This window comes from Neoaquamicrobium sediminum, assembly GCF_040970315.1.
GTDB lineage: Bacteria > Pseudomonadota > Alphaproteobacteria > Rhizobiales > Rhizobiaceae > Aerobium > Aerobium sediminum.
Map to the genome: position 1 here is coordinate 575,233 of NZ_JAZHFV010000001.1, position 25,991 is coordinate 601,223.

22 protein-coding genes are annotated in these 25,991 nt (G+C 64.6%); 10 read left to right on the forward strand and 12 right to left on the reverse strand.

Annotation, left to right across the window (positions count from 1 at the left end):
• Positions 1–105: 105 nt before the first annotated feature.
• From V1479_RS02900 to V1479_RS02940, 9 genes are all read right to left on the reverse strand, one after another.
• On the reverse strand, positions 106–1,128 hold the full coding sequence (locus V1479_RS02900) for a sulfate/molybdate ABC transporter ATP-binding protein (RefSeq protein WP_368801581.1): 1,023 nt from the start codon (positions 1,126–1,128) through the stop codon (positions 106–108).
• On the reverse strand, positions 1,125–2,021 hold the full coding sequence (cysW, locus tag V1479_RS02905) for a sulfate ABC transporter permease subunit CysW (protein WP_368801582.1): 897 nt from the start codon (positions 2,019–2,021) through the stop codon (positions 1,125–1,127). The genes V1479_RS02900 and cysW overlap by 4 nt, the downstream gene beginning before the upstream one ends.
• Positions 2,018–2,839: a sulfate ABC transporter permease subunit CysT gene (gene cysT / locus V1479_RS02910; RefSeq protein ID WP_368801583.1), complete on the reverse strand. Its 822-nt coding sequence runs from the start codon at positions 2,837–2,839 to the stop codon at positions 2,018–2,020. The genes cysW and cysT overlap by 4 nt, the downstream gene beginning before the upstream one ends.
• 78 nt (positions 2,840–2,917) lie before the next feature.
• The gene (locus tag V1479_RS02915; RefSeq protein WP_368801584.1) at positions 2,918–3,919 is read right to left on the reverse strand and encodes a sulfate ABC transporter substrate-binding protein; all 1,002 of its coding nucleotides are present in this window, start codon (positions 3,917–3,919) and stop codon (positions 2,918–2,920) included.
• Positions 3,920–4,139: 220 nt separating this feature from the next.
• A complete protein-coding gene (locus tag V1479_RS02920; RefSeq protein ID WP_368801585.1) occupies positions 4,140–6,197 on the reverse strand; it encodes a bifunctional aldolase/short-chain dehydrogenase in 2,058 nt (685 codons plus the stop codon).
• 36 nt (positions 6,198–6,233) lie between these two features.
• Positions 6,234–7,190, reverse strand: coding sequence for a sugar-binding transcriptional regulator (locus V1479_RS02925; protein ID WP_368801586.1), 957 nt, complete (start codon positions 7,188–7,190; stop codon positions 6,234–6,236).
• 120 nt (positions 7,191–7,310) lie between these two features.
• Positions 7,311–8,357, reverse strand: a complete 1,047-nt coding sequence (locus V1479_RS02930; RefSeq protein ID WP_368801587.1) for a substrate-binding domain-containing protein — start codon at positions 8,355–8,357, stop codon at positions 7,311–7,313.
• A gap of 46 nt (positions 8,358–8,403) precedes the next feature.
• Positions 8,404–9,390, reverse strand: a complete 987-nt coding sequence (locus V1479_RS02935) for an ABC transporter permease (protein WP_173188262.1) — start codon at positions 9,388–9,390, stop codon at positions 8,404–8,406.
• Complete coding sequence (locus V1479_RS02940) at positions 9,390–10,895, reverse strand: sugar ABC transporter ATP-binding protein (RefSeq protein ID WP_368801588.1); 1,506 nt, start codon at positions 10,893–10,895, stop codon at positions 9,390–9,392. Before V1479_RS02940 ends, V1479_RS02935 begins: the two co-directional genes overlap by 1 nt.
• A gap of 162 nt (positions 10,896–11,057) precedes the next feature.
• Here V1479_RS02940 and mtnK point away from each other — a divergent pair, with 162 nt between their 5' ends.
• The 8 genes from mtnK (at position 11,058) to V1479_RS02980 (ending at position 20,987) form a co-directional block, all read left to right on the forward strand.
• Positions 11,058–12,326 carry an S-methyl-5-thioribose kinase gene (gene mtnK / locus V1479_RS02945; RefSeq protein ID WP_368801589.1) on the forward strand — a complete coding sequence of 423 codons (1,269 nt, stop codon included), beginning with the start codon at positions 11,058–11,060 and terminating at the stop codon, positions 12,324–12,326.
• Positions 12,323–13,414 (forward strand): S-methyl-5-thioribose-1-phosphate isomerase, encoded by a 1,092-nt coding sequence (gene mtnA / locus V1479_RS02950; RefSeq protein WP_368801590.1) that lies wholly within the window; start codon positions 12,323–12,325, stop codon positions 13,412–13,414. The genes mtnK and mtnA overlap by 4 nt, the downstream gene beginning before the upstream one ends.
• Before the next feature lie 80 nt (positions 13,415–13,494).
• On the forward strand, positions 13,495–14,715 hold the full coding sequence (locus V1479_RS02955) for an alpha-hydroxy acid oxidase (RefSeq protein WP_368801591.1): 1,221 nt from the start codon (positions 13,495–13,497) through the stop codon (positions 14,713–14,715).
• 121 nt (positions 14,716–14,836) lie between these two features.
• Entirely contained in the window at positions 14,837–15,973 is a 1,137-nt protein-coding gene (locus V1479_RS02960; RefSeq protein WP_368801592.1) for an alpha-hydroxy acid oxidase, read from the forward strand.
• A gap of 76 nt (positions 15,974–16,049) precedes the next feature.
• Complete coding sequence (locus V1479_RS02965; RefSeq protein WP_368801593.1) at positions 16,050–17,312, forward strand: imelysin family protein; 1,263 nt, start codon at positions 16,050–16,052, stop codon at positions 17,310–17,312.
• A 24-nt stretch (positions 17,313–17,336) separates the two neighbouring features.
• Positions 17,337–18,845 carry a di-heme oxidoreductase family protein gene (locus V1479_RS02970; RefSeq protein ID WP_368801594.1) on the forward strand — a complete coding sequence of 503 codons (1,509 nt, stop codon included), beginning with the start codon at positions 17,337–17,339 and terminating at the stop codon, positions 18,843–18,845.
• Complete coding sequence (locus V1479_RS02975; protein WP_368801595.1) at positions 18,842–19,900, forward strand: imelysin family protein; 1,059 nt, start codon at positions 18,842–18,844, stop codon at positions 19,898–19,900. Before V1479_RS02970 ends, V1479_RS02975 begins: the two co-directional genes overlap by 4 nt.
• 13 nt (positions 19,901–19,913) lie before the next feature.
• Complete coding sequence (locus tag V1479_RS02980; RefSeq protein WP_244648581.1) at positions 19,914–20,987, forward strand: DUF1513 domain-containing protein; 1,074 nt, start codon at positions 19,914–19,916, stop codon at positions 20,985–20,987.
• Here V1479_RS02980 and ocd read toward each other — a convergent pair.
• From ocd to V1479_RS02995, 3 genes are read right to left on the reverse strand one after another with little or no spacing between them, the layout of a single operon-like run.
• Positions 20,984–22,042, reverse strand: a complete 1,059-nt coding sequence (gene ocd, locus V1479_RS02985) for an ornithine cyclodeaminase (protein WP_368801596.1) — start codon at positions 22,040–22,042, stop codon at positions 20,984–20,986. The two genes, V1479_RS02980 and ocd, sit on opposite strands and share 4 nt — an antisense overlap.
• Before the next feature lie 32 nt (positions 22,043–22,074).
• Positions 22,075–23,388, reverse strand: coding sequence for a glutamine synthetase family protein (locus tag V1479_RS02990; RefSeq protein ID WP_368801597.1), 1,314 nt, complete (start codon positions 23,386–23,388; stop codon positions 22,075–22,077).
• A complete protein-coding gene (locus V1479_RS02995) occupies positions 23,378–24,280 on the reverse strand; it encodes a MurR/RpiR family transcriptional regulator (RefSeq protein ID WP_368801598.1) in 903 nt (300 codons plus the stop codon). Before V1479_RS02995 ends, V1479_RS02990 begins: the two co-directional genes overlap by 11 nt.
• Before the next feature lie 207 nt (positions 24,281–24,487).
• Here V1479_RS02995 and V1479_RS03000 point away from each other — a divergent pair, with 207 nt between their 5' ends.
• Positions 24,488–25,309, forward strand: coding sequence for an N-formylglutamate amidohydrolase (locus tag V1479_RS03000; RefSeq protein WP_368801599.1), 822 nt, complete (start codon positions 24,488–24,490; stop codon positions 25,307–25,309).
• On the forward strand, positions 25,299–25,943 hold the full coding sequence (locus V1479_RS03005) for a cysteine hydrolase family protein (RefSeq protein ID WP_368801600.1): 645 nt from the start codon (positions 25,299–25,301) through the stop codon (positions 25,941–25,943). The genes V1479_RS03000 and V1479_RS03005 overlap by 11 nt, the downstream gene beginning before the upstream one ends.
• The last annotated feature ends 48 nt before the right edge of the window (positions 25,944–25,991 follow it).

Genomic DNA, 25,991 nt, shown 5'->3' on the forward strand with positions numbered 1-25,991 from the left:
GCAATCCAGCTTTACCTTGTCGCGGCGAGGCACCCATTCCTCATAGGATCGGGCGGCGGCACATACAAGCCGCAAGGCTCCGACATCGGGCAGTGCCGGCGATGATCAGGACACCGGGAACACGTTACCGCGCAGGATACTGACATAGCCATGGTCGCTGGCTGCGACCTGCATGTCGGCCGGCACATCCAGTTCGACAGCTTCGCCGGTCTCGATGCGGGCCAGGATGCGCCGACCTTGGGGCTGGTCGATCACACGGGCCACCTGCGCCGGAATGCCGTCGCCCGCCGTCGCCCAGCCGAGGTCTACCGGCCGCGCCAGTATCTCGACCGGCCCGTCCCCGACACCCGGAGCGGGAACGGTCGCGCCAGAGACCCGTGCGATGCCGCCCGTCACCGTTCCGGCCAGGCGGTTGGTGTCGCCCAGGAACTTCATGACGAACGCCGATCCTGGCCGCCGGCACACATCTTCAGGCGTGCCCTGCTGCACGATCCGCCCCTCATTGAGGATGACGACGCGGTCGGCGAGGTCCAGCGCCTCTTCCTGGTCATGGGTCACGAACAGCGTCGTGATGCCGAGCTCGTCGTGGATTTCGCGCAGCCAGCGCCGCAGGTCACGTCGCACATTGGCGTCCAGCGCGCCGAACGGTTCGTCGAGCAGCAGCACCTTGGGGTCGACCGCCAGCGCCCGCGCCAACGCCACGCGCTGCCTCTGCCCACCGGAGATCTGCGTCGGGAACCGGTTGCCCAGCCCTTCCAGCCTCACGAGCCGCAACAGATCCTCGACGCGCCGCGCGATCTCGTCCTTCGACCGGCGCACCTTTGATACCTTCATGCCGAAGGCCACGTTCTCGCCCACCGTCATATGCGGAAACAGCGCATAGTGCTGGAAGACGAAGCCGACGCCGCGCTCCCGCACGGGGATGTTCGTGGCGTCTTCGTCGCCGAAATGGATTGATCCGGCATCGGCATATTCTAGGCCCGCCACCATGCGCAGGATCGTCGTCTTGCCCGAGCCGGAGGGGCCGAGCAGTGCGACAAGTTCGCCACTTTCGATTTCCAGAGAGACGCCATGCACGGCGCGGAACGTGTCGAAGGTCTTCACGACCTGGTCGAGGGTGATCTTCATGAGGTCTTTTCCTGGATGGCGACTGTTGGGCTGGCCAGCGCCGGACGGCCCGCGCGTCCCGCGCCGCGGCGCTCCAGCGCGAGCTTGGCGACAATGGTGACGAGCGCAAGCACGGCGAGTATCGAGGCGGCCGCGAATGCGCCGACGGTGTTGTAGTCGTGATAGAGCAGCTCGATGTGCAGCGGCAGCGTGTTGGTCTGGCCGCGGATCTTTCCGGACACCACCGAGACCGCGCCGAACTCGCCCATCACACGCGCGTTGCAGAGCACCACGCCATAGAGCAGCGCCCAGCGGATATTGGGCAGCGTCACGGTCAGGAATGTACGCCAGCCCGATGCGCCCAGCGAGGTCGCCGCCTCTTCGAGGTCCCGCCCCTGCGCCTGCATCAATGGGATCAGCTCGCGCGCGACGAACGGCGCGGTCACGAACATCGAGGCGAGCACGATGCCGGGCAGGGCGAACAGGATCTGTATCTCGGCCGATTGCAGCGCCGGGCCGAACAGGCCCTGAAGCCCGTAGACGAAGAGATAGGCAACGCCCGCGACCACCGGCGAGATCGAGAACGGGATTTCGATCACGATCAGCAGAAAACGCCGCCCCCAGAACTCGAATTTTGTGATCGCCCAGGCGGCCGCGATGCCGAAGATCGTGTTGAGCGGCACGGCGATCAGTGCCGTCAGTACGGTCAGGAAGATCGCGTGTCGCGTGTCCGGAAGCGCAATGGTTTCCGCGAAATGGCCGATGCCGAGCGCGAAAGCCTGCGCGAAGATCACCAGCAGCGGTGCCAGCACGAGCAGTGAGCCGAAGAAAACGACGAAGGCGATCAGTGTCCAGCGAATGGCAGGCGTATCGCCGACCCGTGGCGGTTTGGCGGGGTGCTGCGCCATAGTCATGCCCTCGCCATGTAGCGCAGGGCGCGCGCCTGCAGGTAGTTCGTCACGGCAAGCATGACAAAGGCCGTGAACAGCAGCACCGAAGCGATCGCTGCCGCGGCGCTGTAGTTGAACTCTTCGAGCCGGATAAAGGCCAGCAGCGCCGTGATCTCGGTCGAAGAGGGGCGGTTGCCGGCAATGAAGATGACGGCGCCGAACTCGCCGAGGCTGCGCGCGAATGAAAGCGACAGGCCGGCCAGAAGCGCAGGCGTCAGCAGCGGCAGGATCACGCGCAGGAAGATCGTGCCATCCGACCCGCCAAGCGACTGCGCGGCTTCTTCAAGCGCCGGATCGAGGTCTTCCAGCACAGGCTGCACCGTGCGCACCACGAATGGCAGGCTGGTGAAGAACATGGCCACCATGATGCCGAGCGGCGTGTAGACGACCTGAATGCCGACCGAAGCCAGGATCGAGCCGAGCCAGCCATTCTGCGCGAATAGCGAGGTGAGGGCGATGCCGGCAACAGCTGTCGGGAGCGCGAAAGGCAGGTCGACCAGCGCGTCGATCAGCCGTTTGCCGGGAAATTCGTAACGAACAAGGACCCAGGCCAGCGCCAGCCCGAAGACGAGGCCGAACGCTGTCGCGGCGAGCGCGGACAAGGCCGTGACGCGGTAGCTGGCTATGGCGCGGGAGGACGAGACGATGCGCCAGTATTCCTCGGGGCCGAGGCTGGCGGCCTTGAAGATGAGCGCGCCGAGCGGCAACGCCACGATCAGCGCCACATAGAACAGCGTGATGCCGAGCGACAGCGGCAGACCGGGCAGAATTCGACGTCTCAAGATCGCTGGACCTTTCGGGGCAAGGGTTGCGGCCGGCGGGTTTCCAACCGCCGGCCGCACACTAGCGAATTGACGGGCTCAGCGGTCGCCGAAAATCTGGTCGAGCTTGGCGTCCGAAGCGAAGTGTTCCTCCTGGATGCGGTCCCAGCCGCCGAAGACGTCTTCGGCCGTCACCAAGCGCACCTCGGGAAACTGGTCGGCAAACTCGGCCGTCACCTTTTCATCGTGGACGCGATTGCCGAACGTTGCGGCGATGCGCTGTCCCTCTTCCGAATAGAGGAAATCCAGATAGTCCTTCGCCAGTTCCTGGCTGCCGCGCCGCTCGGCAACGCGGTCGACGATGGCCACCGGGAACTCGGCCAGCAGGCTGAGCGACGGCACGACGCTGTCGTAGCTGTCTTCGCCATATTCGCGGGCGATCGATCGCGTCTCGGCCTCGAATGTGATGATCACGTCGCCTATGCCGCGTTCGATGAACGTCGTAGTGGCACCACGGCCGCCGGTATCGAACACCGGGACATTGTCGAAGATCTTGCCGACGAATTCCGCGATCTTCTCCTCGTCGTCGCCGAATTCCTCTTTGGCGTAGGCAACTGCGGCCAGATAGGTATAGCGCGCGTTGCCGGAGGTTTTGGGGTTGGGGAAGATCACTTCCACATCGTCACGGGCGAGATCGTCCCAGTCGGTGATGTTCTTCGGGTTGCCTTCGCGGACGAGGAACGACGGGAAAGAGTAGTAGGGCGAGGCGTTGTTCGGGAACTCGCTCTGCCAATCGTCGGAAACGAAGCCCTGCTGCACGAGGAAATCGATGTCGGTCGTCTGGTTGAAGGTCACCACATCCGCCTCGAGGCCTTCGGCAATCGAGCGCGCCTGGGCCGAGGTGCCGCCGTGGGACTGGTCCACGGTCACGTCGCGTCCGGTCTCTGCCTTATAGGCGGGCACAAAGGCTTCGTTGATCGCGGCGAAAAGCTCGCGGGCGATGTCGTAGGAGGAGTTGAGGATCTTGTCCGGCGATTGCGCCTGCGCGGGCGCGGCGAAAAGGAGCGCGGCGGCGGCGCCGGCGAGAAGAAGGCGTTTCATGAGGAACTCCGTGAGAAAGGACATGCGTCCAGTTCACGCAGAATATCCGTCTTCGCAGGTGCGGGAGAGGCACGTTTACGGGGACGCCCGCCCGGGAAATAGAAATTCTATCCTGTGGTGCGTCTGGTTTGGGATTTTCCGTCTCCGTATGTAGGAAACAGCGCAGTGATGTTGCCCGCGTCGGCGACCAAAGGCGCGACGCGGGCAAATGTGGGTTCGTTCAGCGCAGCGTTGCCGCTATGTTGCCGCCATCGACGGTTGTAACGTCGGCGGTCGTGCGCTCGGCCAGCGCATGGTGCAGGAAGGCCTGCGCCACGTGTTCGGCGGTCACCTCCAGCCCGAGCAGGTTGCCGGACATGTAGTCCTTCTCGGAAAGCCCGCGCGCCTTCGAGCGGCTGGCGATCATCTCGTCGGTGAGCAGGCCGGAGCGGATGCGGTCGGCGTTGACGGCATTGGCGCGCACGCCGATGCCGCCATATTCCAGGGCATACTGCCGCGACAGGAACAGCGTTGCTGCCTTCGGTATGCCGTAGGCGCCGAATTTCGGACCCGGATTGACCGCCTGCTTGGAGGTGTTGAAGAGCAGCGCGCCGCCGGTGCCCTGCTGCTTGAAGATGCGCACGGCCGCTTGCGCGACATTCTGGTGCGAGAAGAAATTGAGCTCGAAGCTCTTGCGCAGCAGCGCGTCGTCCAGCTCGCCGATTCCGCCTTCAAAGGCGGCTCCCGCGTTCGAGACCACGATGTCGACGCCACCGTAATTGCGCACTGCCTGTTCGAAGGCGGCGGCGATATCTTCCGGCTTCGTCACGTCGGCACCGACGCCGATCGAGCCGTTGCCTGCAACCTTGGCCGCTTCTTTTGCCTTCTCAGCGTCGAGGTCGACGACAACCACATGTGCGCCCTGGCTGGCGAACAGCTTTGCCGTTGCGGCCCCGATAGCGCCGGCGCCGCCGGTCACCAGCGCGACCTGCCCCGTCAGCGGCTTCGGCTTGTTGCCGGCGAGCTTGGCCTGCTCCAGCGACCAGTATTCGAGCTCGAAAAGGTCGGACTTGGCAAGCGGGCGGAAATCGCCGATCGCTTCGGCACCGCGCACGGCCTCGATCCACATTTCGCCGACGTCGGAGGCGATCTTCGCGTCCTTCAGCGTGCGGCCTAAACCGAACATGCCAAGCCCCGGCACGAGCAGAAGCCTCGGCATCGGGTCGAGCATGGTGCGCTTCACGTCGTCGCGCGCGTCGTTCTCCTCGAAGTAGCGGGTGTATTTGGCGACATAGTCGGCGACATGCGTCTTCACCGTCTCGGCGTAGGCGTCCAGATTGTCGGCGTCGGGTGCAGGCAGCGCCATTGGACCCGTCTTGATGCGGATCGAAAGGTCGGGCGTGGAAACGCCTCGGGCGGCGCGACGCTCCAGCCCTTCCGCGTTCAGGAATTCCAGGATCGTGGGCGACGTACGGAAGTCGCTGACCATCCGGTCGAAGCGGCCTTCGCCGTGGCGCATCGCGACCGCGCCGCGCAGCAGGGGGGCTATCTGCGCCGGGTCCGGCAGGCGCTTGGGCAGCTTGATCGGCACCAGCGGGTTTGTGGTGTTCTGCGCCACATAGTCTTCCGCCACGGTGACGTAGCGGATCATCAGATCGTATGCATCCTTCGCCGTCTCGGCGAATGTGAAAATACCGTGCTTGTCGAGGATGAGCCCCTCGACCGAAGGATCCTGATCGTAGATTTCAGCCGCGGCCTTGGCGAGGTCGAAACCGGGCTTGATATAAGGCACGTAGCCCATCTTCGGCCCGAACACCTTGCGGATCAGCGCTTCGCTGTCGTCGCCCTGGTCGACGATGGCGAGCACGGCTGTCGAATGGGTGTGGTCGACGAACTTGTGCGGCAGGAAGGCGTGCAGCAGCGTTTCGACAGACGGGTTCGGCGAGCCGGGATCGATCAGGTTGGCGCGCTGCAGCGCCACCATGTCCTCGTCGGAAAGGCTCTCCAACGCGCGCGCTTTGAGAAGCGGCGCGAGCTTCACTGCCGGCAGGCCCTGCGGTTCGATCACGCCCATGTCCCACCCGCTGCCCTTCACGCACAGAACCGGCCAGTGGTCGCCGACGAGGTCTGTAGCCTCGAGCTTGACGGAGGTGTTGCCGCCGCCATGCAGCACGAGGCGCGGCTCGCCGCCCAGCAGGCGGGTGGTGTAGACGCGCAGCGCGAGGTCGCGCTCGACGCCCTTTTCCGCATAGGCGGCAACCAGGGCTTCGGCGTCGGTGTCGTTCCAGAGGTTTTTCATGTCTTGTCCGTCAGTGGTTTGGGGAGGATACGAATGTCAGGCCGCAGCGTCGGCCGCCTCGGCGAGAAGGCGTTCGGCCATGCTTTGCGAAAGCACGAGATGGGTTGCGAATTTGCCGGCAAGGGCGGCCTTGAGCGGGTCGAGCTTGGCGCTTTCCTGCACGACCATCATCCGCTTCGGGATATGCCGGAACGAGGCGAAGTCGGCGGAAATGACCCGGCGATTGTAGTCGCAGTCGAGAAGTTCGCCCGTGGCGTCGATCATCTGGCCGGCGATCACGCCTGCTGCCCCGCGATCGCGCAGGGCGTGCACCTCGTCGGCGGTCATCGCACCGCATTTGACCACGTGGGCGTCCTCGTCGACCATGCCGACGGAAAACAGGGCCAGATCGCAATCCGACACACCCGCGAGCTGCTCGCGGATCACCGGTTCGTCGCGCAGTTCGCGCGCCAGCCGCTCGCTCGATAGCACCAGCGGTGCGTAGAAATTGAGGCCCTTGGCATTGAGCCGGCGGGCGATTTCCATCGTGCACTGGTCCGGCCGGTAGGAGTAGGGCGCGCCGAGATTGCCGCAAAGCTGCACGACGGTGACGTCCTGAAGATCGGCATAGGACATGACGTCGGCGATCGAATAGACGGTCCGGCCCCAGGCAATGCCGATCTTCTGGCCGCTCGCCGCCAGCGAAAGAAAAACGCTTGCCGCCAGTGCCGGGATTTCGATGGCAGGCTCGAAGACCGGTCCCGTTTCAGGCGCGACCCACACGCCGGCGAGCCCGTAGGTGTCCTCCACGCGCCGGGCCAGCACGTCGCTGGCAAAGAGATGCGTCGACGTGGCGATGGTGACGATGCCGCTTTCTCGCGCCTTGCGCAGGTAGAGCGCCACGGACGCGCGCGAGATGTCGAGCCGCCGCGCGACCTCGTCCTGCCGCAGGCCATGCGTGTAGTAGAGCCACGCGGCCTTGTGCACGATCTGGTCGCCGGGGCGGATTGGCATGGCTCTGTCCCTTCCTTTCGTCGTCATGACAAAAGTACGTACTGCGCGCGAGCGAGACCGGTAAGGTGAAACAGGCGGGACGGTCCGTTGCGAACCGCCCCGCCCGAAGCTTGAAACCGCCTACTCGTTCGGGTTCGGCATCCACGCAGGCATGGCGACATCGGCATGGTTGAACTGCGGCATCTTGGCCGACAATTCCTCCATGTTCTTGATGTCGCTGTCGTTGAGTTCGGCCTGCGTGATCAGCGTCGGCGGCACGATGACGCTGGCGCCCGGCTCCTCGCCTGCGAGCATCATGGCGAGCGCGCGCACCGAAACCTGGCCGACGACGGCGGGATTGGTTGCAGCCGTCGCGACCCATGCACTGCCGGGCTCGCGCATCGCCGAGATGTCGGCGGTGGAGATGTCGGCCGAATAAATCTTGATGTCCGAGGAGAGCCCGGCTTCGTCCACCGCGATCTTCACGCCTTTCGCAAACTCGTCATAGGGTGCGAACACGACCTGGATGCCGGGATTGGCGGTCAGCACCGAGCGCGCCTGATTGGCGACGGAGTTGGCGATCGGGTTGTCGAGCGTGCCGAACATGGCGACTTCCTCGATGCCCGAATAGCGTTCCTTGAATTCGCGCCAGGTCTCGTCGCGCCGGTCGAGCGGTGCGATGCCGGCAACGTAGACATAGGCTGCCTTCCAGGCCTCCCCATTGTCCTCGATAGCCTGTTCCAGCGCGAGCCTTGCGAGGTCGCGGTCGGACTGCTCGATCTGCGGGATCGCATGGTTCTCGACGTTCACGTCGAAGGCGACGACCTTGATGCCGGCGTCGACGGCGCGCTGAGCGGCCTCCTTCATCGATTCGGTCAGGCCGTGCTGGATGATGATGCCGTCGACGCCGAGCGCGATCGCCTGGTCGACCATGTCGGCCTGCAGTGCCGCATCCTGACGGCTGTCCAGCACGCGCAGGTCGACCCCCAGCGCCTTGGCCTGCGATTCGACGCCGGCCAGATAGGCCTGGAAGAAGTCGCCGGTGGACAGGTATCGCACCAGCGCGATCTGGACGTCGGCGGCATTGTCGAACGGCGCCGGCCGGTCCTGCGCCAGCACCGGCAGTGCGAAGATGCCGGTGGCCGCGGCGAGGCCAAGGGCGCTGAATGTCCTGCGAGTAATGCTCATGCTCGTTTCCTCCACTTTGTGGCTTGTTGCAGCCTTGTTGAACCCGTCATCTCGCCCTGTTGGAGAGCGCGAATGTGAAGACGAGCGCGACGACGAGAACCGCGCCCTTGACGAAATCCTGCGTGTAGTAGGGCGCGTTCATCATCGTCAGCCCCTGCAGCAGGACGCCCACGAAGAGAGCGCCGATCGCCGTGCCGAAGGCGTTCGGTTTGGCGGCACCCAGCACCGCGAAGCCGATCAGCGCGGCGGCCACCGAATCGAGAAGCAGATTGTTGCCGGAGGCGATGTCGCCGCGGCCCAGGCGCGCGGCTAGCAGGATGCCGCCGATCGATGCGAAGACGCCGGAGATGACATAGGCCCAGATCTTGTAAGCCTTGACCGGCGCACCTGCGAGTTCAGCCGCCTTTTCGTTGCTGCCGACCGCATACATCATCCGCCCGAACCGCGTGAATTCGAGGAAGAACCAGATCAGGACCGCCAGCACCAGCAACACCACGACCGACACCGGAAGCAGATTATCGATGAAAAAGTCGAGCCGGTGTCGCCCCAGCGCCAGGAACGTCGGGCTGAACGTGCCGGTCGCCGTCGAGCCGTCGGGCATGGTCATGCCTGTGGCGATGGAGCGGCCTTCCGTGGGTATGCGTTGCAGCCCGACCAGCAGGAACATCATGCCGAGCGTGGCAAGCAGGTCGGGCACGCGCATGTAGACGATGATGATGCCGTTGACGAGGCCGACCAGGGCGCCGATGGCCAGGCAGAAGAGCACCGCGACAAGCGCGTTCTGCTCCAGCACCACCATCGCGTAGGCGGCTGCCATCATCGCGCTGGTGGCGACCGAGCCGATAGACAGGTCGAAGCCGCCGACGACGAGCGTTGCCGTCACGCCCAGTGCGAGAATGCCGGTGATGGCAACCGACTGGAAGATGAAGACGGCACTCTGCGGCGAAGCGAAGCCGGGTGCGGCGAACGCGAAGAACACGATCAGTGCGGCCAGAAGGGCCAGGAATCCGTAGCGGATGACGGTGTCGGCCATCAGGCGGCGCCTCGTATGTCTTCGCCGGCGACCTGCGCCAGCAGCCTGTCCATATCCAGGCCGGCGTTGCGGTGCTCGCCGACGATGGTGTGTTCCGACATCACGAGGACGCGGTCGGCGGTCTCTAGCGCCTCATCGAGTTCGGTGAGAAACAGGAGCGTCGCCCTGCCCGCCGCGCCGGCGCGCAGCTTCGCCGCAATGTCGCGCCTTGCGGCGATGTCGACGCCCTGGAAGGGCTCGTCAAGGATCAGCAGCGAGGAAGGCTGCGCAGTCCAGCGCGCTACCATCACCTTCTGCTGATTGCCGCCGGAAAGGGTCTGCATCCGGTCCCGCTCGCCACGGCAGACGATGCCGAGTTCCTCGATCTGCCGGCGGGCGATTGCACGCTCGGCGCGCGGCTGCGACACGCCCAACCGGGCAAGGCGACGCAGGAACGGCAGGCTTACGTTCTTGTAGAGATTGAAATCGGCGACGATGCCGCTTTCCGCACGATCCTTGGCGACGAGAAAGACGCCTTCTTCTATGGCGTCGGCCGGCGAACGAGGGCGATACTCGCGCCCCTCCAGCGCCATCGTGCCGCCGAGCGGCCGGCGCACCCCGAACAGCGTCTCGGCAAGCGCGGTCTTGCCGACGCCGACCAGGCCGGTGATCGCGACCACCTCGCCGTCGCCGAGCGCAAGCGAAAAGGGTCTGGCCTGGCTTGCGATGCGCAGGTCCTTGGCTTCGAAGACCGTTCGCGTCGCGTCCTTCACCGATACGGCTGAAAGGTCCATAGCCCGGCCAAGCATAGCGTCGACCGCGCCCTCGTAGTCGAGCGGCTTGTTGGCAAAGACGCCCGCGATGACGCCGTCCCGCAACGCGACGATGCGGTCCGCGATGCGGCGGATGTCGGACATGCGATGCGAGATGTAGAGAATGGCGACGCCATGCTCGCGCAGCCGCTCGACCACCGCAAACAGCCGGTTGGCTTCCGCGCTCGACAGCGACGATGTCGGCTCGTCGAGGATCATAACCTTGGGCTCGTGCGCCATGGCGCGCGCGATGGCCACCATCTGCCGGTCAGCGAGCGAAAGCTCGGAGATGCTGGCGGAAAGGTTGACCTGCAGCCCGAGCCGGTCGGCGACAGCCTGCGCCTCGCGCCTGACGCGGCGCGGATTGAAAAGTAAAGGCGCGCCCTTGCCGGTGAGCCTGTCCATGGTCAGGTTCGTGGCAACGTCGAGGGCGGCCACCACGCCGTCATTGATGTTTTGGTGAACCGTCACTACCCCGGCGCGGATTGCCTCGGCGGGTGAGGCGGGATCGAACGGCTCGCCTGAAAGATGCATCGTGCCGCGGTCGCGCGCATGCACGCCGCTGATCACCTTCACCAGCGTCGACTTGCCGGCGCCGTTGGCTCCCATCAGTACGGTGACTTCGCCTGCGCGCAACTCGAGATCGACGTCGCTCAGCACCCGAATGGGGCCAAACGCCTTCTCCAGACCCGCAATGCGGAACATGGCTTCCATGGCCGCCAACTCCTCCCTGGCACCGGACGCTACGGCACTGTATCGGCAATTGTCAACATGATTGACAATTGCCAGTCTCGTCTCTAGCGTTTTCGCTCAGAGGCGGAGAACCGGCGTATCAAGACCGTATCCGCAACCATGCGCAGTGACGGGAGGAGTTGCATGGACGCCGCATCTTTCGAGGCGCTGAATGCCGAAACGCTGGGCCCGAGGCTGGGTGGGCTGGAGGCGCTGCGCGCCCGTCTCGGAGACGATCCGTCAGCATGGCGCGTCCGCGAGGTCGGCGATGGCAACCTCAACCTGGTGTTCATCGTCGACGGCGACAAAGGCAGCGTGATCGTCAAGCAGGCCCTGCCCTATGTGCGCCTTGTAGGCGAAAGCTGGCCGCTGCCGCTCAAGCGCTCCTTCTTCGAATACCACACGCTGGCGCGCCAGGCTGCCCGCGCGCCCGGCCAGGTGCCGGAGATCTTCCATTTCGACGAGCAGCAGGCGCTGATCGTCATGGAGTTTCTGTCGCCGCACGTGATCCTGCGCCGTGCGCTGATCGACGGCCGGATGCTGCCGCGCATCGCCGACGACCTGGCGCTGTTCATGGCGCGCACGCTTTTCCGCGGGTCGGACCTTTCCATGCAGACACGGGAGCGCAAGGCCGATCTGGCGCTCTTCGCCGACAATGTCGAACTCTGTGACATCACCGAGAACCTGGTTTTCTCCGACCCTTATTTCGACGCGGAGATGAACTCGCACACCTCACCGCAGCTCGACGGTCTGGTGGCGCAGTTGCGTGCCGACCGCGACCTCAAGGTCGCCGCGCAGCGCATGAAACACATCTTCGCCGCAAGGGCGGAGACACTGGTGCATGGCGACCTGCACACCGGCTCGATCATGGTCACGGAGACGGACACCAGGGTCATCGATCCCGAATTCGCCTACTATGGCCCGATGGCCTTCGATGTCGGCATGCTCTTCGCCAATTTCTGGATGTCCTATTTCTCGCAGTCGGGTCATGAGCAGGAGGGCAATCGCGACGCGATGCGCGCCTACCTTCTGGATGTGCAGGAGCGCTGCTGGAACGGCTTCGTGGCCGAGTTTTCGCGCCTGTGGCGCACCGAGCGGAACGGCATCCTCTACCAGAAGAGCCTGTTCGAGGAGCAGGGCGATCATCTCGGCGCGGAGCAGGCGCTGGGCGAGGTCCTGCGCGAGATATGGGTTGACCTGCTCGGTTTCGCCGGCATCGAGATTCACCGCCGCATCCTCGGGCTCGCGCACAACGCCGACTTCGAGACGATCGAGGATCCTGACATGCGGGCGCAATGTGAGGCGAAAGCGCTCAAGTTCGGACGGCAGATCGCCGTCAACCGTGCCCATCTGAACGGCATGAAGGAAGCCAATGCGCTTGCAGCGCTGATCGAGACGGGAGCGGTGGCGTGAGGGTCGGTGACAAGCATTTCCGTACAATCTGGCTGAACGACGATGGCAGAGCGGTCGACATCATCGACCAGCGCTGGCTGCCGCACGAGTTCCGGATCGTCACACTGTCGACCGTAGAGGATGTCGCGACCGCGATCCGCGACATGTGGGTGCGTGGCGCGCCACTGATCGGGGTCACCGCAGCCTACGGCGTCGCCATCGCCATGCGCGCCGATCCGTCCGATGAAGCGCTGGAAGCGGTATGGCATACGCTTCACGAGACACGTCCGACGGCGATCAACCTGCGCTGGGCGCTTGATGAGATGACGCGGCTCCTGAAGCCGCTGCCCGTGGCTGAACGCGCCGACGCCGCCTATGCGCGCGCCGCCGAGATCGCCGACGAGGACGTCGAGCTTAACCGGTCGATCGGCTCGCACGGCCTGACACTGATCCGCCAGATCGCCGCGTCGAAGAAGCCGGGCGAAAGCGTCAACATCCTCACTCACTGCAATGCCGGCTGGCTGGCGACCGTCGACTACGGCACCGCCACCGCGCCGATCTACATGGCCACGGAAGAGGGCATTTCCGTCCACGTCTACGTCGACGAAACACGGCCGCGAAATCAAGGCGCGCAGCTCACAGCATGGGAGATGGCCGGCCACGGGGTGCCGCACACGCTGGTCGTGGACAATGCCGGCGGCCATCTCATGCAGCGCGGCCAGGTCGACATGGTGATCGTCGGGACCGACCGCACCACGGCCAATGGCGACGTCTGCAACAAGATCGGCACCTATCTGAAGGCGCTGGCCGCGCGCGACAACGGCGTTCCGTTCTACGTCGCCCTGCCGTCGCCAACCATCGACTGGACGGTGAAGGATGGCCTCGCCGAAATCCCGATCGAGGAGCGTTCGGGCGACGAGGTGTCTCTGGTCTGGGGCCGCGCGCCCTCCGGCGAGGTGGTGCAGGTTCGCATATCGCCGGACGAGACCGAGGCGGCGAATCCCGCCTTCGACGTGACTCCGGCGCGGCTTGTGACCGGCCTCATCACCGAACGCGGTGTCGCCGAAGCCTCAGCCGAAGGGTTGAAGGGGCTATTTCCCGAAAGCTGATCCGCCAGCAGGTCTTTTGCGGTTGCGGGGTGCGTCCGCCGGCGCGAAGATGGTCTTCCTGTCGTCGGGGGAAGAACTGCATGAGCGTGAAATATGACGGGACGCCCGCAACGGCCCCGCGCCGGTTGCGCAACATTCTGGCGCTCGACGATTTCGAGGTGGCGGCGCGCCGGCATCTCCCGAGGCCGGTCTTCGGTTACGTCTCGGGTGCCGCCGAAACCAACGCGTCGCTCCACGACAATCGCGCGGCCTTTGCCGAGTTCGGTTTCCTGCCCCGCGCGCTGATCGACGTTTCCAAACGCTCGCAGAAGCGGGAACTTTTCGGCACAACCTATGCCGCACCCTTCGGCATCGCGCCCGTCGGGCTGAGCGCGCTTTCCGCCTATCGCGGCGATCTGGTTTTGGCGCAGGCTGCCGCCGCCAGCGGCATCCCCATGATCATGAGCGGCACATCGCTGATCCGGCTGGAGGAGATCGTCGCTGCCAATCCGCAGGCGTGGTTTCAGGCCTACGTGCCTGGCGAGGAGCGCTGGATGCTTGCGCTCGTTGATCGTGTTGCCCAGGCGGGGTTCGGGACGCTCGTGCTGACGGTGGACACGCCGGTCATGGCCAATCGCGAGAACAACATCCGCAACGGCTTCTCGACGCCTATGCGCCCCACCCCACGACTGTTCTGGGATGGCATGGTGCGGCCGCGCTGGAGCCTTGGAACCTTCCTGCGGACGATCGTCAGGCACGGCATGCCGCATTTCGAGAATGCCTCGGTCGAGCGCGGATCGGCGATCCTGTCGCGCAATGTCGTGCGCCAGTTCGGCCCCAAGGACAGGCTGAGCTGGGATCATTTCGACCTCATCCGCAAGCGGTGGAAGGGGCGTTTCATCGTCAAGGGCATCATGACGCGCGAGGATGCACGCATCGCGCTCGATCGCGGCGCTGACGGCGTGATCCTGTCCAACCATGGCGGCCGGCAGCTCGACGGTACGGCCTCGCCGTTGCGCGTGTTGCCTGCGGTCGCGGAGGAGATCGGCGGCCGGATTCCGGTGATGATCGACGGCGGTTTCCGGCGCGGAACGGACGTGTTGAAGGCGCTGGCGCTCGGCGCATCGTTCGTCTTTCTGGGGCGGCCGTTCATTTATGCCGCCGCCATCGGCGGTGAGCCCGGCGTGCGCCACGCCTTTTCCATCCTTCACGACGAGATCGACCGGAACATGGCGCTGCTGGGCATCAACACGCTGGACGAGTTGCATCCCCGTATGCTGATCCGGCTTGCGCGATCGGCGGAATCAGACGCTTCGGCATAGAGAAGACTTGCAGAGTGGGGCATCCGCAGGCATTTGGTTTCCTTGCCGGGGGCAAAAATTCCGGCATCCGAAATGCCAGCCGGCCGCAAGGCCAGATGTTCATCCGCATGCAGGCCACGCAATGTCCCATCTTCTCACCATCGCCGACCTGAAGGAACTCGCCAGGCGGCGCGTGCCGACCATGTTCTTCGACTACGCCGATTCCGGCGCCTGGACCGAAGGCACCTATCGCGCCAACGAGGAGGACTTCGCCGACATCAAGCTGCGCCAGCGCGTGCTCGTCGACATGACCGACCGCTCGCTGGAAACGACGATGATCGGCGAGAAGGTATCGATGCCCGTGGCCTTGGCGCCCACCGGACTGACCGGTATGCAGCATGCAGACGGCGAGATGCTGGCCGCGCAGGCGGCCGAAGCGGCCGGCGTTCCTTTCACGCTGTCGACGATGAGCATCTGCTCGATCGAGGATGTGGCGTCGGTGACGACGAAGCCGTTCTGGTTCCAGCTCTACGTGATGCGCGACCGCGACTTCGTGCGCAATCTGATCGACCGGGCCAAGGCTGCGAATTGCTCCGCCCTCGTGCTCACCGCCGACCTGCAGATCCTCGGCCAGCGCCACAAGGACGTCCGCAACGGCCTGTCGGCCCCGCCTAAGCTGACGCTTGCCAACCTGTTCGACATGGCGCTGCGCCCGCGCTGGTGTGCTGCGATGCTGGGCACGCAGCGGCGCACTTTCCGCAACATCGTCGGCCACGCCAAGGGCGTGGGCGATCTGTCGTCCCTGTCGTCCTGGACCGCCGAGCAGTTCGACCCGAAGCTTTCGTGGGACGACGTCGCCTGGATCAAGGAGCATTGGGGCGGCAAGCTCATCATCAAGGGTATTCTGGACGAGGAGGATGCCCGCATGGCGGCAAAGACGGGCGCCGACGCGATCATCGTCTCCAATCACGGCGGCCGCCAGCTTGATGGCGCAAGGTCTTCGATCTCGATGCTGCCGCGTATCGTGGAGGCCGTCGACGGACGGATCGAGGTTCATGTCGACGGCGGCATCCGCTCCGGCCAGGATGTGCTGAAGGCCGTCGCGCTGGGCGCACAGGGCACCTATATCGGCCGCCCGTTCCTCTACGGGCTCGGGGCCATGGGCCGCGAAGGCGTGACGCTGGCGCTGGAAATCATCCGCAAGGAGCTGGACATCACCATGGCACTGTGCGGCAAGCGACGCATCACCGACGTCGACGGCTCGGTACTGGCGCGCTAGGAAACGCTTCATAAGCTGACCTTGATATTCATGTTTTAGCGTGAGATATAGCGGGCAACCACGGAGGATTACCGCCATGTCGATCGCCCGCATTCTGCTTCTGACTGCTGCTTCGCTGGCGCTATGCGCGCAGGCGCAGGCTGCCGAGCCTGCCGCCATTCTGGATACCTATGCCGACATCGCGCTGGCCGGCTACGAGGACAGTCTGAAAACGGCGCAGCAGCTGGACGCCGCGATCGAGGCGCTGGCCGCCGACCCGACCGAAGGCAATCTGACGGCCGCGCGTGAAGCCTGGCTTGCCGCCCGCGTGCCTTACCAGCAGACGGAGGCTTTCCGCTTCGGCAATCCGATCGTCGACGAGTGGGAGGGCCGCGTGAATGCCTGGCCGCTCGACGAGGGCCTGATCGACTATGTCGACCCAAGCTACGGCATGGAGAGCGACACCAACCAGTTCTACGCCGTCAACATCATTGCCAACGCCTCCGTCAGCGCCGCCGGACAGACGGTCGACGCCTCGGAGATTACGCCCGAGCTGATCCAGTCGCTTCAGGAGATTGGCGGCATCGAGGCGAATGTCGCGACGGGTTATCACGCGATCGAGTTCCTGCTCTGGGGGCAGGACCTCAACGGCACGGATGCCGGCGCCGGCGCGCGCCCGGCGACTGACTTCGACACAGCCAATTGCAGCAACGGCAATTGCGACCGTCGCGCCGCCTATCTCGCGGCTGCATCGGATCTTCTGATCGCCGATCTCGAGGAAATGGTCGCCAACTGGCAGACGGATGGCGCGGCGCGTGCGGCCTTGACCGAGGAATCGCCCGAGGCCGGACTTTCGGCCATCCTCACCGGTCTCGGCTCCCTGTCCTACGGCGAACTGGCGGGCGAACGCATGAAGCTCGGGCTGCTGCTGCATGATCCGGAGGAAGAGCACGACTGCTTCTCCGACAACACCCACAATTCGCACTACTACGACGTGCTGGGCATCTCGAACGTCTATCACGGCAGCTACCAGCGCGTTGACGGATCCACTGTGTCGGGTGCCTCTCTGGCCGAATTCGTGCGCGAGAAGGATGCGGCGGTCGCCGACGAGATCGAGGCTGATCTTGCAGCGACCGTGGAAGCGGCAACCGCACTCAAGGCGCGCGCGGAAGCCGGCGAGGCTTATGACCAGATGATCGGCGAGGGCAACGATGAGGGCAATGCGGTGGTGCAGGCCGTCATCGACGGGCTGGTCAAGCAGACCCGCTCGCTCGAACGCGTGATCGCAGCGCTTGACCTTGGCGGTGTGACCATCGAAGGTTCCGACAGCCTCGACAATCCCGACGCCGTCTTCGAATAGGGCGCGGTTCGTAACCGCGGGATCATGCCAAGCTTTTCCGCCAGGCTCCTGACCGTCGCGCTGCTGCTTATGCCAGCAACCGTCGCGGCGGCGCAGTCGTCCCGCGACGACCTTTCCGAGGCCGATCGCGCACGCGTCGAAGCCGTGACGCGTCCTGCGACGGATTTCTCCCGGCCGGAGCCGTTCGAGCTGATGCAGGGCGGGGCAGGCACCACCAAGCGCGTCTCCGACGCCAACGCGCTTTCTCATCCTGGTGAGAATCTCGTCTTCGAGGACGAGCAGCGTTTTCTGGTCGGCAACGGGCTTTTCCGCAAGGACTGGGTCACCGCGCCGTCGTCGACGATCGCTTCGGACGGGCTGGGCCCGCTTTTCAATGCACGCGCCTGCCAGGCCTGCCACATCAAGGACGGTCGGGGCCACGCACCGTTGGAGCCGGGCGGCAATGCAACATCGCTGCTCGTTCGCCTATCGGTGGAGCCTGACGCCGGACAGCGGGAGCGTATAGAAAAGGGACTGCAGCCGGCCGCGCCGCACCCGGTGCTGGGTTTCCAGCTTCAGGACAATGCCGCCGCGGGACTGAACCCGGAGGGCAGGATTCGCATCGACTACAGCGACAAGCCAGTCGAGTTCGCAGGCGGCGAGATCGTCGCGCTGCGCCGCCCCCGGCTTTCGATAGTGGACACGTCTCCCGACGCCGATCTGGACGGATTGAGGATGTCGGCGCGCGTATCGCCGCCAATGAGCGGTATGGGACTGCTGGAGGCGATCCACGAGGCCGATATTCTGGCTCTTGCCGATCCGGACGACAGCGATGGCGACGGTATCTCCGGCCGTCCCAACATGGTCGGCGACGGCAAGGGCGGGCTGGTGCTTGGCCGGTTCGGGTGGAAGGCGGTCGAGCCGACTGTCGAGCGCCAGACCGCGCATGCCTTTGCCGGCGACATGGGGCTTTCGACGCCGGTCGCGCCCGACCATTGGGGCGACTGCACCCAACGTCAGCCCGAGTGCCGGGCGCTGCCACACGGGGCGCAATCGCAATTCGGCGACGAGGAGGTGCCTCGGGATCTGCTCGATCTCGTGGTGTTCTATTCACGCAATCTCGCCGTGCCGGTGCGACGGCAGATCGACGCGCCACAGGTTCTGGCCGGCAAGGAAGCCTTTTACGAAGCCGGCTGCGTAAGCTGTCACGTGCCGAAATTCGTGACGAGCCGCAACGCCGGGCACGAGGCGCACCGCTTCCAGCTCATATGGCCCTATACGGATCTTTTGCTGCACGACATGGGTGAAGGGCTGGCCGACAACCGCGAGGAAGGTTTGGCGGACGGGCGCGAATGGCGCACGCCACCGCTTTGGGGCATCGGGCTCGCGCATCAGGTGAGCGCCGAAGCGGGCTTTCTCCACGATGGGCGCGCCCGATCGCTGGTGGAGGCAATCCTGTGGCATGGTGGCGAGGCCCAGGCTTCCCGCGATGCTTTTGCAAAGATGCAAAAGGCCGAACGCGATGCCCTGATCGCTTTTCTGGAGTCGCTATGAAACGCGTTATTATCCTGATGTTCCTGCTGTTGCCCGGTTTCGCCGCGCAGGCTGCCGATGGCGCAGGGACGCGGATCGCCGATCAGTTCGCGCGACCGACCTTGAAGGCGCTGGTGGATGCGGCCGAACGCAACAGCATTGCTGTCGATGCCCTGTGCGCCGAACCCGGCGCGGAGAGGCTGGAGGCTGCGCGGGAGACATTCGACACGCTCGTCACCGGTTTCGGCCGCGCGAGCGTCCTGCGCTTCGGCCCCTTGGCCGCCGAAAGCCGGATCGAGCGCCTGTTCTTCTGGCCCGACCCACGCGGCATCGCGCTCAGGCAGGTGCAGGGCGTTCTGGCCAAGGCGGATGACACCGCTGCCCGTCAGGAAACGCTTGCCGAAAAGAGCGCTGCCTTGCAGGGTATTCCGGCGCTCGAGTTCGTGCTGTTCGGCAGTGGCTCAGAGCAGCTTGCGAGCAGCGACGGAGCGTTCCGGTGTGCCTATGCCGCCGCTATTTCCCGCAATATCGGCCTAATCGCTGCCGAAACCCTGAACGGCTGGTCGGCGGATACCGCCTTCGCCCGGTCTTTCACCGCTCCGTCCGCCGACGCGGAAATCTATCGATCACCAAGGGAAGTGGACGGCGAAATCGTGAAGGCGATGTCGACGGCGTTGCAGTTTCTCGGCGCGGCGGAACTGCGTCCGCCGCTTGGCGAAACGCCGGAAAAGGCCAATGGCCGCCGCGCCCCGCTGTGGCGTAGTGACCTGACCTTCGCGCTGGCACGGGCACGCGTTGGCGGGGTGCAGGCGCTGCTCGACGCGAGCGGCTATGCCGAAACCGTTCCGTCGGACCAGGCCTATGCGATCGACTCGCTGCGCTTCGAGCTGAACACGGCTTCGACGCAGCTTGGCGAGATCGGGTTGCCGGCGGAAGCGGCCTTCGCCGACGAGGCGGCGCGCGGCCACCTGGCTGTCGCGCTGCTGGCGCTCGATCACGCGCGGGACATTGTCTCCGAGCACCTCTCGGCCGCACTCGGCCTGACCATGGGGTTCAATGCGCTCGATGGAGATTGACCGCAGACGATTGATGGCGCTGTTCGGCGGCCTTCTGGTTGCGCCGGCAAACGTTCTTGCGGCACCCGACAGCGAGCCGCTTTTCCTCGCGGCCCGCACCGAAGCCGGCCGCCACGCCATCGCGGTGTTCGACAGCCGCGGTTCGGAGCTTTTCTCCATCCCCGTCGACGCGCGCGGTCATTCCTTTGCGATCGATGCCCGCAACCGGATGGCGGTCGCGTTCGACCGCGCGCCCGGCACCCATGCAGTGCTTTTCGACGTCGACAATCGCAAGGACCCGCTGCCGTTGGTGGCGGCGCCCGGGCGCCATTTCTTCGGACACGGCATCTTCTCCAGCGACGGCAAGCTGCTGCTCGCCTCGGAGAACGACTATGATGAAGGTCGCGGGGTGTTGGGCGTCTACGACGTTGCGGCGGGGTGCCGCCGCATCGGCGAGTTCGCGAGCGGCGGGGTCGGTCCTCATGACGTGGTGCTGATGCCGGACGGGCGCACACTGTGCGTCGCCAATGGCGGCATCCTTACCCATCCCGATTATGACGGCATCAAGCTCAATCTGGACGAGATGACGCCGAGCCTCACCTATGTCGACCTGCACAGTGGCGAATTGGTCGAAGAGGTTCGGCTGGCGCCCGAACTCCATCGTCTTTCGATCCGCCATCTTGTTGTGGACGCGTACGGCGTCGTCTGGTTCGGCTGCCAGTATGAGGGCGAAGCCGCCGACAGGCCGCCTTTGGTCGGACGTCATCGGCGCGGCGAGGAGCCTGTGCTGTTTGCAGGCCCGGCCGAAACCCTGCGCGCGCTCGACAACTATGTCGGCTCTGTGGCGGTGGACCTGTCAGGCGAGATCGTCGCGACGTCGTCGCCGCTAGGCGGACTAATCACCTATTGGGACGCCGCCACCGGCCGCAATCTCGGGCAGACGTCGCTTGCCGACGGCTGCGGTATCGCACCGCTGCAAGACGGCGGCATCCTTGCGACCAGCGGGCGCGGCACGATTGCAGCCGTCGACATTGCGAGAAGCCGGCTTCGATCCGTCGCGGAACAGCCTGCCGTCGGCTGGGACAATCACCTGCGCCGCATCGGCTAGAGGCGCGCAGCAGCTCGCTGAAGCATGCCGAAAAGGTCGCGCGGATCGTCGGGGTCGGCGAGCATGTCGAGTTCCTCGTAGAGCCCGGTCGGCCCAACGAGGTCGCGCACGTAACGCAAGCTCGAGAAATCCTCGATGGCAAAGCCGACGGAATCGAACAGCGTGATGTCGCGTTCGCCGCGCCGGCCGTCGGCGGTGCCGGCAAGGACCTGCCAGAACTCGGTGACCGGATAGTCCGCGTCGAGCTGCTGTATCTCGCCCTCGATCCGCGTCTGCGGTGTGAACTCGGTGAAGATGCTGGACCGGAGAAGAATGTCGCGGTGCAGCTCGGTCTTGCCGGGGCAGTCGCCACCCACGGCGTTGATGTGCACGCCCGGCCCGACCATGTTGTCGGTCAGGATCGTGGCATTGCGCTTGTCGGCCGTTGCGGTGGTGATGATGTCGGCTCCTTCCACCGCCTCTTCGCCGCTCCGGAAGATTTCGATCTCGAAGCCGAGCGGGGCCAGATTGGCCTTGCACTTCTCGCTTGCCGCCGGATCGGTGTCGTAGAGCCGCAACCGCTCAATGCCGAGCAGGGACCGGAAGGCCAGCGCCTGGAATTCCGACTGGGCGCCGTTGCCGATCAGCGCCATCGTGTGCGATCCCTTTGGTGCTAGGTGACTCGCGACCAGCGCCGACGTTGCGGCGGTGCGCAGCGCCGTCAGCAGCGTCATCTCGGTAATCAGCATGGGATAGCCATTGCCGAGATCGGCAAGCACCCCGAACGCCGTCACGGTCTGGCGACCGTCACGCGTGTTCTTCGGATGGCCGTTGACATATTTGAAGCCGTAGAGCTCGCCGTCGCTCGTGGGCATCAGCTCGATGACGCCTTCATGGCCGTAGGACCCGACACGCGGCGTCTTGTCGAACCTCTCCCAGCGCCCGAAATCATCCCGGATATAACCGGCGAGCTCCTGGATGAAACGCTCCGTCCCGGTTTTCAGAACCAGCTTCATCATGTCCTCGACACTGACGAAGGGCACCATGTTCAGGTTTCTGGCGACAAGCCCGCTCATGCTTCACCTCAGTTTCGAATGCAGTTCAAGGCTCAGTAGACCGTCTCGTAGGCGGCGCAGATCTCCGCCTCGCTCTTGTCGTCCAGAAAGGCCATCTCGCTGCGCTTGTGCTTGGTGTAGACGTCGACGAAGCGCGGCGTGAACCAGCCCTTGACCACGTCGTTTCCAGCGAAGCGTTCGAGCGCTTCCTGCAGCGTCGTCGGCAGCCGGCTCAATCCGCGCGCCGCAAGCTCGCTCGCCGGCAGGAGGGAAAGGTCTTCCTCCGTGGCATCCGGTACGTCGAGCCCTTCCTCGATGCCCTGGACGCCGGCATTGACGATCGCTGCGAGTTGCAGATGCGGGCTTGCCGTGGCGTCGGCCGCGCGGAACTCGAAGTTGAACTGGCGCGCCTTGTCGATGTCGCTCATCGCCGAAACCGGGCAGATGCGCACCGATGCCTCGCGGTCCTGGAGGCCAAGATTGTTGTAGGCCGCACTCCAGCGATGCGGGGTGAGGCGGCCGTATGAGATGACGCTCGGCGCGACCAGCGCCAGATAACTGTCGAGATATTTCAGCAGGCCCGCGACGAACTGGCCGGCAGGCTTGCTCAGCCTGTGGCGCCCCGACGGATCGTAGGTGGCCGGCTTGCCGTCGGCGTCTAGGAAGCTCATGTGGATGTGAACGCCATTGCCAACACCGGCCGGATCGCGCAGCGGCGTGAACGTCACCTCTTCGCCAGCCTCGGCCGCCACCGCCTGGATCAGCTCGCGGAGCGTTGCCGAATGGTCTGCGCTGGTGACGCCGCGCTGCGGCCCCATCGTGACCTCATACTGGTCCGCGCCGTATTCCTTCATGATCGTGTCGGGGTCGAGGCCTGCCGCGCGCATGGCGGCAATCAGCTTTTCCGCGAAGGCGCGCCGCTGGCGGAAGCCAGACATCGTATAGGCGGTGCCCATCGGCATCGCCTTGCCCTTGAACTGGAACTCGTGCTCGAAAGCACTGACCAGCGTCAGCCCGGCAGCCTTTTCCAGCCGTGCCAAAGCGGCCTTGAGGATGGAGCGTGTGCAGCAGTCCCATGGCGTGCCGTCGGTATGGCGGATGTCGCCGAACACGAAGTCTTCCGAAAGGCCGCTTTCCTCTGATCGCACGCTGACGCGCGTGGCGGCATCGGGGATGAGCACCATGTCGCCGAGCGAGCCGAAGGGGCTTTCCGCGATGGCGTCGAAGCAGGTTATCTGAACGTTGGTCGGCGCCCAGCCGATGCCGCGCTTCAGCCGTTTCTCGAACTCCGCGGCGGGAAACCCCTTGCCGCGCACCTTGCCCGCGATATCGGTCGCGCAGGCGTAGATCACATGCTCATTCTGCATCGGGTTCCGTACCTCCCCCTTCTTTCAGTGCATCCTGCAGCGAGAAGCGGATGCGGTCCCAGGATTCGATGCGCTTGCGGGTCGCCGTCCAGTCCATCTCGGAGACGCGAACGATGATCGCCTCGACGAGGGTGACGAGGCACACCTGCGTGTCCCATGCTGTTTCAAGTTCGATCGGCACGGCGAAAACGTGCCGCGCATAGCTCGCAACCGGCGACATCCACTTGTCGGTGATGGCGACGATGGTGGATTGGCGCTGCTCCGAAATGAGATGGGCGAGCTGCGCGAGCTGCGGCTGGTAGCGGCGTACGTCGAAGACGATGACGATGTCCTGCTTGCGCATGCGCAGCACATATTCGGGCCAGAGCTCGGGGTTTCCGGGCATGTGGTAGATGCGGCTGCGCATCTGGCGCAGATGGATCGACAGGAGCTGGGCGATGCTGTCTGTGACGCGGCCACCGATGATGAAAACGTTGCGGCTCGGGTCGGCGATGAGCTCGCAGACCTCGTCGAACTGCCGCTGGGGCATGTTCTCCGCCATGTAGGTCATCTGCCGTATCAGGCGGCGGGTATAGTCGGTCAGGAGGTGCGCGCCTTCGGGCGGGGCCTCCGTGATCTTCAATTCGATGGGCGAAAGTTCGCGCTGCTTGAGTTCGCTGATGAGCTGGCGCTGGAAATCCTGGTAGCCCGCACAGCCGATCTTGGCGATGAAGCGGGTGATCGACGGTGCACTGACGCGTGTGCGCCGCGCAAGCTCCTGAATGGTTTCGAGCCCCCCATACGGGTAGTCGGCAAGGACAACGTTGGCGATCTTGCGCTCACTTGCCGTGAGCTGCTCCATCTCCGCGTTGATCCTGTCCTTCAGGCTGCCTGTTCCGGTGCCCTCGGTCATCGGCCCTCCTCATGGCCCCTCTGTCGCCGACTATAGGCATTTCGAAAATAATTTATCAATCCGAAAATTCTGATTGACTTTGACGAACTATTTTCGTTCCAATCCCGGTCATGTGATGCCCCGACCCATGCGTGGCGGCGGCCGGGAACTTGTCGTCCCGGCCGAGGGCGAAGCCTTGGTCGAAGTAACGGGATTGAACGGAAGCGCATGCTGCAGACTGGAAATACGGATGCCAGGGCGGATGGGAAATTGCTGGGTCCAGACGATCCAGCTCCCTTTGAGATCGCCAATGGCGAAGGCGCCAGCCGTGTCGTGTTGTTGTGCGAGCATGCGGGACGACAGGTTCCTGGCAAGCTCGGCGACCTTGGCATTTCCCAGAACGAGTTCGAGCGGCATATCGCCTACGACATCGGCGCCGAAGGGGTCGCAAGAGGTCTTTCGGTGGCTCTCGACGCGCCGCTTGTCCTGCAGCGCTACAGCCGCCTGGTCGTGGATTGCAATCGAGCCTTCGACTCAGTGGACTGCATGCCGTCCACGAGCGATACGACCCTAATCCCCGGCAATCGGGCTCTTTCGAAGGCTGAGAGGCTGGCCCGGTACGAGGAAATCCACGTTCCTTTCCATAGAGAGGTTAGCCGGCTTCTGGATCGGCATGGGCGCCGGCATAGAACGGCGCTGGTGTCCGTACACAGCTTTACGCCTCGGTTGATGAAAGACGGCATAGAGCGCCCGTGGCAGATCGGCCTGCTCTACAATCGAGACGACCGTCTGGCCCGCAAGCTGATGACCGCGATTGTCGGTCTGGACGACACCGTCAACGCGGCGTTCAACGAGCCTTACACCGGCAACGACCTGACCGACTACGCCATCCCTGTGCATGGCGAGAAGCGCGGCATCGAGCATGTTCTGATCGAGATACGCAACGATCTGATCGCCGATGCGGCCGGGCAGGCGCGATGGGCGGAATTTCTGGCGGTCGCCATTCGCGCTGCCGTGTCGATCAAGGGAGAGGCTGGAAATGCAGGATAATCTGACCCGCGAGGTGCCCCTTGTGCCGGCACAGTCGGCCATCCTCTTCATCGATGTTCAGAATTTTTCCGCGCGCCGCGACGGTGGCGAGTTCAGCGACGTGCCCGCCGAAGAGATGGAAGCCCGGTACGGCTACTATTTCGACCGGCTGGACAAGATCGCGATGCCCAACATGCGCAAGCTTCAGGCGGGCTTTCGCGCCGCCGGCATCGAGGTCATGTACACGACGATCGAAAGCCTGACGCTCGACGGTCGCGACCGCAGCCTCGACTACAAGATCACCGGATTCAACGTTCCGCGCGGATCTTGGGACGGCAAAGTGGTCGACGAGCTGGCGCCGGGCGAGGACGAGATCGTGCTGCCCAAGAGCTCGTCCAGCGTCTTCGTCTCCACGCATATCGATTACATCCTGCGCAATCTGGGGGTCCGTCAGCTCGTGCTTTGCGGGCTTTTGACCGACCAGTGCGTGGAGTCGGCGGTCCGGGACGCCTGCGACCTCGGCTACCTGGTCACGCTCGTTCCCGACGCATGCGGGACCTATACGCAGGAACGGCACGATTTTTCGCTGCGCGCCATCAAGGGCTACTGCCGCCAGATCAGCACCGACGAACTGCTCGCGGAGATCGCTGGCTGAACCAATCACCATGCCCGGAGGAAGTGCCGGACCCGTCGCCGAACGAAA